Origin of the sequence: Thiomicrorhabdus sediminis (genome assembly GCF_005885815.1) — a bacterium.
Lineage (GTDB): Bacteria > Pseudomonadota > Gammaproteobacteria > Thiomicrospirales > Thiomicrospiraceae > Thiomicrorhabdus > Thiomicrorhabdus sediminis.
Genome location: NZ_CP040602.1, coordinates 275,965 through 288,451 on the forward strand (window position 1 = coordinate 275,965; position 12,487 = coordinate 288,451).

Annotated in this window: 10 protein-coding genes and 1 pseudogene; 7 read left to right on the forward strand and 4 right to left on the reverse strand. The window is 45.8% G+C overall.

Annotated features, from left to right (window positions below; translation table 11 throughout):
• Position 1 precedes the first annotated feature (1 nt).
• On the reverse strand, positions 2-2,032 hold the full coding sequence (rep, locus tag FE785_RS01165) for a DNA helicase Rep (RefSeq protein ID WP_138563599.1): 2,031 nt from the start codon (positions 2,030-2,032) through the stop codon (positions 2-4).
• 103 nt (positions 2,033-2,135) lie between these two features.
• The gene (locus tag FE785_RS01170; RefSeq protein WP_138563601.1) at positions 2,136-3,314 is read right to left on the reverse strand and encodes an HD-GYP domain-containing protein; all 1,179 of its coding nucleotides are present in this window, start codon (positions 3,312-3,314) and stop codon (positions 2,136-2,138) included.
• Positions 3,315-3,428: 114 nt separating this feature from the next.
• Here FE785_RS01170 and FE785_RS01175 point away from each other — a divergent pair, with 114 nt between their 5' ends.
• The 7 genes and pseudogenes from FE785_RS01175 (at position 3,429) to FE785_RS01200 (ending at position 10,905) form a co-directional block, all read left to right on the forward strand.
• A complete protein-coding gene (locus tag FE785_RS01175; protein WP_138563603.1) occupies positions 3,429-4,010 on the forward strand; it encodes a class I SAM-dependent methyltransferase in 582 nt (193 codons plus the stop codon).
• Positions 4,011-4,334: 324 nt separating this feature from the next.
• Positions 4,335-4,784, forward strand: a pseudogene (locus tag FE785_RS10995) (methyl-accepting chemotaxis protein); the annotation flags it as partial.
• A 105-nt stretch (positions 4,785-4,889) separates the two neighbouring features.
• Positions 4,890-5,237 carry a CZB domain-containing protein gene (locus FE785_RS11000; protein WP_420856748.1) on the forward strand — a complete coding sequence of 116 codons (348 nt, stop codon included), beginning with the start codon at positions 4,890-4,892 and terminating at the stop codon, positions 5,235-5,237.
• An 86-nt stretch (positions 5,238-5,323) separates the two neighbouring features.
• Positions 5,324-6,262, forward strand: a complete 939-nt coding sequence (locus FE785_RS01185) for a Tim44 domain-containing protein (RefSeq protein ID WP_138563607.1) — start codon at positions 5,324-5,326, stop codon at positions 6,260-6,262.
• 112 nt (positions 6,263-6,374) lie between these two features.
• Positions 6,375-6,818, forward strand: coding sequence for a hypothetical protein (locus tag FE785_RS01190; protein WP_138563609.1), 444 nt, complete (start codon positions 6,375-6,377; stop codon positions 6,816-6,818).
• Positions 6,819-6,892: 74 nt separating this feature from the next.
• Complete coding sequence (gene truD, locus FE785_RS01195) at positions 6,893-7,921, forward strand: tRNA pseudouridine(13) synthase TruD (RefSeq protein WP_138563611.1); 1,029 nt, start codon at positions 6,893-6,895, stop codon at positions 7,919-7,921.
• A gap of 158 nt (positions 7,922-8,079) precedes the next feature.
• Entirely contained in the window at positions 8,080-10,905 is a 2,826-nt protein-coding gene (locus FE785_RS01200; RefSeq protein WP_138563613.1) for an ATP-binding protein, read from the forward strand.
• A 10-nt stretch (positions 10,906-10,915) separates the two neighbouring features.
• Here FE785_RS01200 and hisI read toward each other — a convergent pair whose 3' ends face one another.
• Both hisI and FE785_RS01210 read right to left on the reverse strand, forming a co-directional pair.
• Positions 10,916-11,353: a phosphoribosyl-AMP cyclohydrolase gene (hisI, locus tag FE785_RS01205; RefSeq protein ID WP_138563615.1), complete on the reverse strand. Its 438-nt coding sequence runs from the start codon at positions 11,351-11,353 to the stop codon at positions 10,916-10,918.
• A gap of 18 nt (positions 11,354-11,371) precedes the next feature.
• Positions 11,372-12,448, reverse strand: a complete 1,077-nt coding sequence (locus tag FE785_RS01210) for a 3'-5' exonuclease (protein WP_138563617.1) — start codon at positions 12,446-12,448, stop codon at positions 11,372-11,374.
• Between the last annotated feature and the right edge of the window lie 39 nt (positions 12,449-12,487).

Sequence of the window (12,487 nt, forward strand, 5' to 3'; positions counted from 1 at the left end):
GCTAGCGTTTTAACATGGAACGAAGATTGGCCAGTTGTGCATTACCGTGCTCAACCTGTTCTTCCTTGGAAACCACGACACCCGGTTTGCCTTCCCAGTGCAATAGTTCTGTCGGTAGCTCGTGCAGAAAACGGCTCGGGTCACAGGCCATCTCTTCACCATATTTTTTGCGCTTGGTGGCATAGGTCATAGTCAAGGAACGTTGTGCACGGGTAATGCCTACATAGGCCAAGCGGCGTTCCTCTTCCAGTCCTGGTGATTCTAGGTTCTGTTTATGCGGCAGCAGTTCTTCTTCCATACCGATCAGAAATACGTGGGGGAATTCGAGTCCTTTGGAGGCGTGCAGAGTCATTAAGCTGACCATGTCGTGTTCCTGCTCGGATTCATTGCGTTCCATCATATCCATTAACGCCATATGGGTGACAATGGTTTCCAGGCGTTTTTCTTCGCCGTCTTCTTCAAGCGCCTTATTGATAATGCGCTCAATCCATAGCACCAGTTCTCGTACGTTATTGATGCGACGTTCTGCCGTTTTCGGGTTACTCGAGTTTTCATGAATCCAGTTGTCATATTCAATGGTTTCAATGAGCTGGCGAACAAATGAGATGACTTCTTCACCCTGTGCGCTATCGGCTTGTTTGATCCAATCAAGTAGTTGGTTGCCAAAATGCTGAACACGTTTTAAGGCCTTATCGGCAAGAATAGTGGTGAGACCAAATTCCTGGGTAGCGTCAAATAAACTGATGTCTCGACCGGTTGCATAGGTCGCCAGTTTCTCCAAGGTGCTGGCACCGATTTCACGGCGAGGTGTATTGACGATTCGCAGGAACGCCGCATCATCGTCCGGGTTAACGATAATACGCAGATAGCTCATGATATCTTTGATTTCAGCATGGTCGAAAAACGATTTACCGCCGGAAATAACATAAGGAATATTTTGTTCGCGCAGCGCGCGTTCCATTAAACGAGCCTGATGGTTGCCTCGATATAGAATCGCATAGTCACGGTTTTTCGTGCGGTTTTTGAATTTATGCACAATGATTTCCGACACCACGCGCTCGACTTCCTGGGTTTCGCTGGCACAGGCAATTACACGCAGATGGTCTCCCATTCCCATTTCCGACCAGAGTGTCTTCTCGAAAACGTGAGGATTGTTGGCGATAAGAGTGTTGGCCGATTGCAGGATACGGTTACTTGAACGATAGTTCTGTTCAAGCTTAATCAGTTTTAAGGAAGGGAAATCCTCTTTTAGCAGAACCAGGTTTTCCGGCTGAGCGCCACGCCAGGCATAGATCGATTGGTCATCATCACCTACCACGGTAAAACGGGCTTGAACGCCAACCAGCTGTTTAACCAGCGCATACTGGGCCGCATTGGTATCCTGATACTCATCCACCAGCAGGTAGCGCACCCGGTTTTGCCACTTTTGCAGAATTTCGGCATTCTCATTGAAGAGACGCACCGGCAAGCCGATCAGGTCGTCAAAATCGACCGCATTATAGGCTTTAAGCTGCTTTTCATAAGCTGCATAGATGATTGCGCGTGCCTGTTGTTGGGCGTCTTCGGCCATCTCCAGTGCCTGTTGCGGATTGATATGCTGGTTCTTCCAGGCCGAAATATCCCATTGCGCGCCTTCCAAGGCTTCCGGGTCGATATCCTGTTTATGCATCAGCTCTTTCAGAATTTGCGCGGCGTCGGCCGCATCCATAATCGAGAAATTCGATTTATAGCCGAGAGCTTTGTATTCGCGGCGTATAATATTCAGGCCAAGGTTGTGGAAGGTCGATACATTCAAACCGCTGGTGTTTTCGTCTTTTAGCAGCTTGGTGACACGTTCTTTCATTTCCTTGGCGGACTTATTGGTAAAGGTCACCGCATAGATATTGTGAGGTTTGACATCGCATTGACGAATTAAATAGGCAATTTTTTCAGTGATTACACGTGTTTTGCCCGATCCGGCTCCGGCTAATACCAGTGCCGGCGTTTCAATATGTTTTACCGCTTCGCGTTGACGATCATTCAGGCTGTGCATGCAAGGGAACTACTTTAAAACCGTTAAGTGAAATGAGAAAGCTTAATCGCCATATCGAGGCGTTAATCAAAAAGCTTATTTTAACCTAATCGGTCATCGTAATTTAAGGTTTGCTTAGGCGATAAGAGATAATTTCCGGCAGGATGTTGATAAAGCTCTCGACCAGTTTCGGATCGAAGTGTGTGCCTTTGTGATCAAGTAGGTATTGTGCCGCGTCCTGATGAGACCAAGGTTTTTTATAAGGACGTTCCGAGGTCAGGGCGTCAAATACATCGCAGATCGCGGCAATACGACCTTCAATCGGAATTTGCTCACCTTGTAAGCCATGCGGATAACCGCTACCGTCCCATTTCTCGTGGTGAGTCATGGTAATGATTTTAGCCAGATCGATTACCGGGCTGTCGACCGCATCGAGAATCTTATAACCGATGGCAGTGTGGTCATTCATGATTTCCCGTTCGGCGTCATCAAGGGGCCCTGGTTTTAACAGGATTTTGTCGGGGATGCCGATTTTGCCGACATCATGCAGCGTGCTGGCCGATTCAATTTCTCGGGCTCGTTCTTCATCGATGCCGATTTCCTTGGCAAGCAGGTAGCAGCTATGGCTCATACGTAAAATGTGGTTGCCGGTATCTTCATCGCGGTATTCACCGGCACTCCCCAAGACCTTGATAATGTCGTTTTTGGCTTGCTGCAGCGTCAAGTGGTTGGTTTCGGTGGCGCGCACCTGTTCGGCATAGCGATAGGCTGAAGAGAAGATAAAGAGAATCGCCAACAGTATCAGCGGGGCGGTGACCGGCACTATATGGTTGGCTTGATTGAAATAATAGACGAAAGCGATAACGGTCGGTATTAGATTAAGTGCCAGATAAAAGGGGAGGTAGGCCCCCGCCGAGAAAATCGACGAGCCGATAAAGCCGATCAATATCAAGATTGCGATCAGGTCGAAGCTATTGTCACCATAATACATCAAAGCAATATAGGCAGAGCTCCAAACTAAACTGGTGATGGTTAAAACGATCAGGTTGGCGAGGCTCAAGTTTTCGGTTGATTTGGCCGCCGGCTTTATATGGATTAAGAAATGTTTGGACAGCTTGAGGCGAACCAATGATGTCGTTAAGATTGCGGCAAACCAGATAAGGCTGATATATAGCGGTACACTTAGGGTATATAATATATAAACTATGCCGAAAGAAAGTATGATGCTGCCGGCGATTGAGCGTTTCGACTCAATAAAATAGGTCTCAAGCTGATGTAGGTTGACTTGGTTACTTAGATTCACAGGAAGTCTCGTAAGTAGAAATAATGATTTCTTGGGTTCTAAATTAAACTTGGATGAAAAAAATGTCAACTTATCAACTGCTTATTTCTCTCAACTTAATTTGAATGGTCTGATATGGATAATATTGCACAACTGAAACAGGATTTAACAATCCATGCCGAATTGAAAGGACATGCCTTAACTTTCCGGTCAACTTGGGGGATATTTTCACCGCGTGAAATTGATTCGGGTACAGACCTGTTTTTGAAGCACCTGGAACTGGCTGAAGATGAAATTTGTTTGGATCTGGGTTGTGGTTACGGGCCTATCGGTTTGACTATGGCAGCATGTGCGCCGAAAGGACAAGTGCATATGGTGGATAAGGATTTTGTCGCCATTGAGTATGCCAATAAAAATGCCGAGTTGAATGGTCTGCATAATGCCAAGGCTTATCTGTCGAACGGTTTAAGTAAAGTGCCAAAAGATATTCAATTCACCACTGTGGTTTCCAATATCCCCGCCAAGGTCGGTAAAGAGATGCTAAGCATTATGTTGCATGACATTCATCAACAGCTCGCTCCGGGCGGTCAGTTGGTGGTGGTCACCATTAACGGTTTGCGTCAGTATATGAAGCGTAACTTCAATGAAGTCTTCGGTAACTACGAAAAGGTCAAGCAAGGTAAGGATTACACTATTTCACGTTGCGTTAAACAGTAGTTAAGTAAAGGGTATTGGCCTGTATATTGCTAACTTTCTCCTCATTGATTACAGGTGGTGCTAGCAATTATAAGGCAAGGAATAGGCATGTTCGGATCGGGCAAATTAAAACAGCAGAATACAGAATTACAACAAAAGTTAGCTGATGCGACTCAGCAACAACAGCTTTTGCAAGCGGAAGTCGAGCGTTTAGTCGCTGAGAACCAGCAGTTGAAAAGCAATGTCGATGCACTGCAAACCAATTCACAGGCGGAATATGATTATAAACGGTTTTTCAATGTATTGAGCGACTATGCCGGTGGCATCAAGCAGTTCCAGGGGGCAATGCATGGATTGGGAACGGCTCTGTCGGAAGAGAAAAGGGCTATTATCGCATCTGAAAGGCTTTCTCATAATACCCGTCAAAGTGTGCAGTATATTGTCAACGGTGTTATCGGTCTCAGCGATGAATCAAGCAAGACAGCCAGGGCTGTGCAAACCGTTAAACAGCGCGCCGATGAAATCAGTTCATTTATCCAATTGATCGAAGATATTTCCGAGCAAACCAATTTATTGGCCTTGAACGCGGCAATTGAAGCCGCTCGGGCCGGGGACGCCGGTCGCGGTTTTGCCGTGGTAGCGGATGAAGTCAGAACGCTTTCGTCTAATACGGCAAAAGCGACGGCAGATATTTCCAGTCTGGTGGCAATGATCCAAGACGATGTCAATATCGCTCAACAGGATATGCAACAGGTGGCGGATAAGTCATTAAGCCTGAAAGACAAAGGCGCCAGTGCCGAATCCGATATCAGTCAATTGATAGAAGCGTCGCATCGAATGGAAAAAACCATTTCGGCAAGTGCCTTGCATGGCTTTGTTCATAGCGCCAAAGTTGACCATATGGTGTTTAAGATGGATATCTATCAGGCGTTTATGGGGTTGAACGATTTGCAGCCGGAAGATCTGGTCGACCATCATAACTGCCGATTGGGGCATTGGTACTATCAAGGCGAAGGGGTTGAGCACTTTTCGAAGCTGGATGGTTATAAGCAGGTAGAACCGCCACATCAATTAGTTCATAGTGCCGGTAAACAGGCATTGCAATATTTCCGTCAAGGCAATATGGAGCTTGCCATGCAAGCCTTGGAGATGATGGAAAAAGCCAGTAAAGATGTGCAGAATTATTTGAGCATGATTGCCGAATCGGGCGAGCTCAATAGCGATGTGCTGTGCGCCTCTGGAAGCTAGTCGTTCTTTAAATCATCCGTGATGATTGGCTTTGCTTGCAAAAGTGTCTAAAATGCGGGCAATGCCAATTGATTCAGGAAGATTTTGTGAAATCCATTAAACTGCTTTCCATCACACTTTTCAGTGTGTTCTTTTCATTAATGAGTGTTGTTCAGGTCGCTGAAGCGAAACGTTTTGGTGGCGGTAAAAGTCTTGGTTATAACAAGCAAGTCGCGCCTAAGTCCTATAGCAACCAAACCACCAGTAAAACCACGACAGCAAGCAAACCTGCGGCGAGCACGAATACTGCAAAAACAGGTTCAGCCAAATGGTTAGGGCCTCTAGCGGGAATTGCCGCCGGGGGTATCTTAATGGCCATGTTGTTTGGTGAGGGGTTTGAAGGTTTGCAGCTATTCGATATATTGGTGTTTGCCTTAATCGCCTTTTTGCTCTTTAAATTGTTTGTGCGCAGAGCGGCTTCTACAAGAAGTCAGGCGGCCGGTTACGAATACCAAGCGCCGCAAAAGTCAGAAAACATGATGGCTGCTCAACAGCGTCAGCAATATGAAGATGTTGCTACTCAGCAAGGTTCTATTATCGGTGCGGATGTTGGTAAGCCGCTTGGTAAAGGTATGTCTGAAAATGCTGAGTTGTTCGATACCGCGCCAGCTTGGTTTGATGAGCAACGTTTTGTCAGCGATGCCAAACAACACTTTATTAGCTTGCAGCAGGCGTGGGACAACGTCGATCTGAAAACCCTTCAAGATTATTGCAGTGACGAGTTGTTTGACTCCCTGAAAACCGAACTTGCAGGCTTTGAGCCGGGGCATAGTTTAACGATTGTCGATACGCTTTATGCCGAGGTCGCAACCATGGCGATGGATGGAGACTATTTTATTGTCAGTATCCGTTTCAGCGGTTTTATCGAAGAACAGATGGGCGAAGGCGCACACGCGTTTAATGAAATTTGGCATATTCGTCGCCTGGCCGATGATCAGGGCAACTGGCAAATTGCAGGTATCCAACAGGCAAGCGCTTCGCTATAATCAAAACGAATTAAGCAATTTTAAGCATGAAATTCGCATAAAGCTTGTGTTTGCGGCGGAAATTGCTGCAAAATCAGAATAGCTGCTTGTTAACTCAATGTAGAGGTAGATTATGAAACGACGGATTGCCCTATCGTTAGTATTGATTATGTCATTAGGACTGTTTGCCTGCTCAAAAGAGCCGGTACAAATTACTTCTGCACGAGTAGTGCAAGGCTTGGATAAGGGGTCCGGAAACTTCGACCGTGTTTTAGAGATATGTTTCGACAAGCCGCTGACATCGAATTATTTCCATAGCATTACCATTATCACCAAAGAAGAGGTGAAAATAACCGGTTCAGGTTTGCTGCGTCCTTTGGCATCGGATCCCGATGCAAGATGTCATTTACGTAATGTTTATCTTTATATCCACAAGGATTCACCGCTTGATGCGCGCCAGTTAATCAAGGATTATGTCCTGCCGGGTAATATTCGCCAACTGCTTATTCAAATTTATGATGAAGAGCCTGAGGGTAAGGAATTGCCTATCGCTGAAAAGCTGTTTTCAGACCTATAACCATCCCATTTTGCCGCCATCTATTTCAGCCCGGTTTGTGACAATCTATTACCGGGTTTATTTTGAGAACTCCTATGTCAACAGAACCTAAGTCTTATGACTTTTCCTTATTTGCCCACGCTTATCCTCCATTAGCCATTAGCGCTACGTTAAAACAGCAACCCGAGGATTTTATGGTTGAAGAACAGTTGGGTTATCCATTAAGCGGCAGCGGTGAGCATCTTTGGTTATGGATTGAAAAAAAACAACAAAATACCGATTGGGTGGCTCGTAAATTGGCCGCTTGGTTAAATACCGGTTTGGTGAATATCGGTTTTGCAGGGCAAAAGGATCGGCAGGCGATCACACGGCAGTGGTTCAGTGTACCTTGTGCGATGAAACAAGTTCTCGATCTAGACAGTTTCCAATGCGAGGGGGTGAGAATTCTCAAGGCGCAGCGGCACGATCGGAAGTTGCGACGTGGCGAACTGGCAGGCAATTTTTTTCACATTAGATTGCGTCATTTAGCAGGTTCTGATAACGACTGTAAAGCCCAAATAGAAGATCGTTTACAGCAGTTAAAACAAGGTGTACCAAATTACTACGGCGCACAGCGATTTGGCAAGCAGTGTGCTAATTTGAGCTTGGGAGAGCGCCTATTAACAGAGCCCGTTGCACGCGATAAAAAGCGGCGTAGCAAAAAACGCGGTGGACAGCGCAATCTCAATAGTCTGGCGCTTTCGGCAATCCGGTCATGGATGTTCAATCGTTTACTCAGTGCGCGCGTTGAAGATGGCAACTGGAATAGCGCCATTGCAGGTGATAGCGTCATTGATGGAAAAGTAATGGGGACCTTGTTCGGTGATCAAGACCTGCAAACAACAGAGCAGGCCTTTGAGTATGAGAGCAGGGTGGTTACTGAGTTTTCTCAATGGTATCAAGGTCTGCGTCAGCAGCGTGTTCAGTCTGCCCAGAGAGCTTTTTGTTTGCAGCCGAAACAGTTGTCATGGCAGTGGCAAGACGATAACGGTCAGTTAGCGCTGTTGCTGGATTTTGAGCTGCCGACAGGCTGTTTTGCAACAGTGTTTTTACGCGAGTTATGTGAGTTGCGAGAACCTGAATGATTTGCTTAATTGATTGGCTATAAGACGTAGTTATGTAATTAAGCAATTAATTGGATATGATAGTGTTGCGCTGTCTGGCCTAAATTCGGTAATCGTATAGGTCGGCCATTAGCATTGGTAATCGCATCGCATTAAAGAATACGCAAGGCATGGAATAAATGTTGAAAACAGAACCTAAGGCAAATAACACCCTGTGGCTATTCAGCTTGATTGCGGCATTGTTGTTTGCGTTGATAATGAGTATCAACTTTTATCTGATTAAACAAAATGAAGAACAGATATCCAAAAGTGCGGCCAACGATGCAAAGAGTCTTGCCGTTTTTATCGGTAAAAATATTACGCATTCGGTAGAAACCGCAAAGTTTTTAGCGCAATTGCATCGTGACAGAATTCTAGAGTTGGCCTCCGGGGGAGGGTATCCTTATGACCTGGAAGAGATAATCAGTGATGTGCATAGGGTTTTACCGGATGGCAGTGAATTTGCCATCACCAATCAGCATGGGGAAGTGGTCATGGCTTCCGACCGCTTGGTGATTGGCAATGACTGCAAAGCACTGATGCGTAAAACCATGCGTTTTTTGCCGATGGCGAATGTTGAAGCCCAGGCGCATATCTCCAATACCAACCAATCTCATTTCGATTACATGATCCCCATTCAAAGTCTGGATAGTGTTGCCGGACTGTGGATGCGTTTTTCGTTTCAGCCTTTGCAAAGTTTTATCAATAATTCCCAGTCAGATGGTTATGAATTGGTGATGGTTGAGGAACTCAATAGTGATGTCGCGTTGCTGGGCAGTCTAAAGGTGCAGAAAAACGATAACCGTCTATTCAATTTACTACAAAACTTCTCTGGTTTTAGTGAAAAGAGTCCTGTGATTACCCATGCACCGATCCAGCCTGTAGGCTGGCATATATTGGCGATTGAGAAAAACCAGTCAATGCAGGCATATCGTATTCAGGTCTTTAGTGTCAGTATGGTGTTGTTCGCTTTGTTGCTGGTGATTGGTGTGCTGATTAGCAAGCAGATTAGACGTTTGCATTCGGAAAGACAGCGTTTAGACCAGCAGTTCGAGCACGATAAGATGTTTAATGCCGGACCGACCGTATTATTGGAGCGTGGTGTCGATAAAGGCATGACGATGTCCTACGCCTCGCCAAATGCGCAGAACCTGTTGCACAGAACACAGCAAGGGTTTATTAATGCAGCCTATATGGATTGGGTAAAAGATGACGACCGTGAGGCGATTCGTAAAAAACTCATTCAAAGCTATTCAAAAGGTATTGATACGGTAGAGCTGATTTATCGTGTATTGTCTGCAGACACCGCAGAATACAAATGGATCTATGACTTGACTCATATTGTCTACGACAAGATGGGCAATCCATTATTGTTGAGGGGGTATATCACATCGATCCACGCGCAAAAGACCGCGGAAAAAAATGCTAATGAGCTGATTCAAGCGATTCCTGAACCGGTTTTTGTCACGACTCTCAACGGCAGGATTATTGAGGCCAATCAGGCAGCGGAAAACCTGTTGGGCTGTGACAAGCAGGTTTTTTTGGGCAGAACCTTTAGTGAATGGGTGGATATCGACAGTTTCGATGCTTATGAAAACAGCAAGAAAACATTGATTCATCAAGCGACAACTTCTTCACAGCAAAGTACCATGCCGACCAATCTTCTGATACGTGATGCCAATGGGCGGAAAATTCATGTGGATTTGATTTTCAATCTGATTGAATTGAATAATAAGAAGTCGATTATCAAGGTGGTGCGTGATGTTACGGCGCAGACCCGTACCCAGCAGCAACTTCAATTAGCGAAAGAGCAGGCTGAAGGGTTGGCGCAGGCTCGCAGTCGTTTTGTCGCCACGGTGAGTCACGAAATCCGGACGCCGATGAACGGTGTCTTGGGGATGACCGACCTGCTTTTTGACACCCCTTTAAATCCTCAGCAGCAGACCTATTTGCACGCCATCAAACAAAGCGGCCAATTGCTGCTTAATATCATCAATGAAGTGCTTGATTTCGCACGGTTTGAAGAAGGTGAGATTAAACTCAAAGCAGAAGAGGCGTCGTTAAAAGACATTCTCCAGGAAGCGCTTCATCTGCTGTCGGCCAATGCCGAGGAAAAGCATCTGCCTTTGAAACTGGATTTCGACAGCCGTATTCCCGAAAGCCTTTTGATTGATCGGATACGCATTCAACAGTTGATTATGAATCTGGTGGGTAATGCAATCAAATTCACCGAGCAGGGTGATATCGTGATTAAGATCGAGATGATACGTCAAACCAGTGACAGGGTGAGCTTAATGCTGCGTGTTATCGATAAGGGGATAGGTATTGATGAGAAACACCTGCAAGGTCTGTTCGATTCTTTCAGTCAGGCGGATAGCAATATCTCCAGACAGTATGGCGGTACCGGTTTAGGCTTGGCGATTGCCAAGCAGATTGTCGAATTGATGGGCGGTGAGATTGGTGTCAATTCGCAATTGGGGCTGGGCAGCGAGTTTTGGGTTAAGTTGAATTTTGAAATTGCCGCGGATCTGACCGCCATCAATGCATTGGAGGTGATTGACGACGCGGCAGCGGCAAGCCTTAACAATAAACATATCCTGTTGATTGAAGATAATGAAATCAATCAGAATGTGATTGCCTCTTTTGTCGAACGTTTAGGCGCTAAGGTCGATATTGCCGAAAACGGTTTGAAAGGGCTGGATGACTGGCGTTTGAATGCCGACAAATACGATATGATCTTGATGGATTGTCAAATGCCGGTAATGGATGGGTATGAGGTGACACGCTTGATTCGTTCCGAAGAAACACTAGCTCACCCTCAAAGACATATCCCCATTGTTGCCTTGACGGCCAATGCAATGGTGGATGATCGTGATAAATGTATTCGCGCCGGCATGGATGATTTTATGGCAAAACCGATAGAGCGCCATACCTTTGCTCGAATGTTGCAGAAATGGTGTCAGTAACGGTTGTCAGTTACTTTTTATAAAGGTTTTCCGGATCGATCAGTGGATCAGAAGTGATGGTCGCCTGAGTGCCGTCGACCTGTGTATAGAAACAGCTGCGACGTCCTGAGTGGCAAGCAGGGCCTGTTTGATCGACTTGTAACAGGATGGTGTCGCCATCACAGTCAAAACTCAGGCTTTTCAATAGCTGAACCTGCCCCGATTCTTCGCCTTTACGCCAATAGTTCTGGCGTGAACGCGACCAGTAGCAAACGCGTCCGGTTTCCAGGGTTTCTCGTAAGGAAGCCAAATTCATCCATGCCATCATCAACACTTCTTTGCTGTCGAATTGCTGTGCGATGGCCGGAATTAAACCATCCTTATCGAATTTGATTTGTGATTCTAGTTGTGACCAGTCGAATTCATCGCCTTGCTTGGCTTTTTCAAGTTGTTTGAAGTTTGTCGTCATGATTTATTCCTGCGGACCTTAAGCTTTTTTGGCATTGGCAAACGCGGCGGCAAAAGGGTTGTTGGTGATTGTCTCGGCCTTGGCTTTCGGTTTTGGTTGCTTGACTTGCGACTTCTTGCCTTTTTCCAGCATGGCTTGTAACAGTTCCATTGTCGCTACCGCATCAGCCAGCGCATCATGTGCATCGCCCGGGAAAGGTTTTGCCAAAATGTGCTCATAAGCAGCGGTCAGTTTAGGAGTCTTAAAGAACCAGTACATCTTTTCGCTGTGCCAGCGCATGGCGCCAATCAAATCACGACTCATCTCCGCCGCATCCAGCCAAGTATTGTAGTCAAGTTCAAAGCGCAACATCTTTTTCTCGGCGCTTTTTTGCAGATACATGAAATCGCTTTCGGTGCTGTAAGCAAGTACGATATCGGCATCACGTAGGGTATCGTGAATCTCATCCCAGGCTTGAGCCAATAAAGGCTGGCCTTGAACCATTTCGGTGGTGATATTGTGTTTATCGTTTTCAGGAATATCGTAGCCTGGATTGATCAGCTGGTTAAACAGTTCTTTGCCGTCCTGATCGCAAGCGGAAAGTTGAATAATATCGGCTTCGGGGTCAGTGGAGATATTGGTCGCTTCAATATCGATACAAACAATTTTTTTGCCTTTTAGGTCTTTGGCATGATTGTGTAGCTTGAATAGCGCGTCATTGCGACGCTCTTTGATCAGGTCGATCACTTCCGAGTCGCAAAAGCTCTGCATAATCGTCAATAGTTGTTTGGAGAATTTATTGATCGATTTGCTCAGCGCTTTACGCACCGCTTCGTCGTTGCTACAACGGTCAATAAAGCATTCGATACTGATGATTTCATCATTGACATTAATCTGTTTCAACGAGGCTTCTGTCAGCTTCTTCGGGTTGTAATCATACTGTTCCAAAGGTGGAATGATGATGCCGCCGTTTAGCAATGATTTTTCGCCTTTAGCCGGAGAAGCCATGACCTCGACACCTTTTATGGTGAGGCCATCTGATGCGGCAACCGCCACAAGGTAATCTTTTAAAGGTTGGTTACGTTTATCTAGCAGGATTAATTGCGCATTGCTCATGAAATCGACTTTATTGTTATTTTTAAATAATAGCGGCTA

Coding starts and splice junctions, on each gene's coding strand:
- FE785_RS01175 (WP_138563603.1), top strand. CDS start 3,429: ATGGATAATATTGCACAACTGAAACAGGATTTAACAATCCATGCCGAA.
- FE785_RS11000 (WP_420856748.1), top strand. CDS start 4,890: ATGGTGTTTAAGATGGATATCTATCAGGCGTTTATGGGGTTGAACGAT.
- FE785_RS01200 (WP_138563613.1), top strand. CDS start 8,080: ATGTTGAAAACAGAACCTAAGGCAAATAACACCCTGTGGCTATTCAGC.
- hisI (WP_138563615.1), bottom strand. CDS start 11,353: ATGACGACAAACTTCAAACAACTTGAAAAAGCCAAGCAAGGCGATGAA.
- truD (WP_138563611.1), top strand. CDS start 6,893: ATGTCAACAGAACCTAAGTCTTATGACTTTTCCTTATTTGCCCACGCT.
- rep (WP_138563599.1), bottom strand. CDS start 2,032: ATGCACAGCCTGAATGATCGTCAACGCGAAGCGGTAAAACATATTGAA.
- FE785_RS01210 (WP_138563617.1), bottom strand. CDS start 12,448: ATGAGCAATGCGCAATTAATCCTGCTAGATAAACGTAACCAACCTTTA.
- FE785_RS01190 (WP_138563609.1), top strand. CDS start 6,375: ATGAAACGACGGATTGCCCTATCGTTAGTATTGATTATGTCATTAGGA.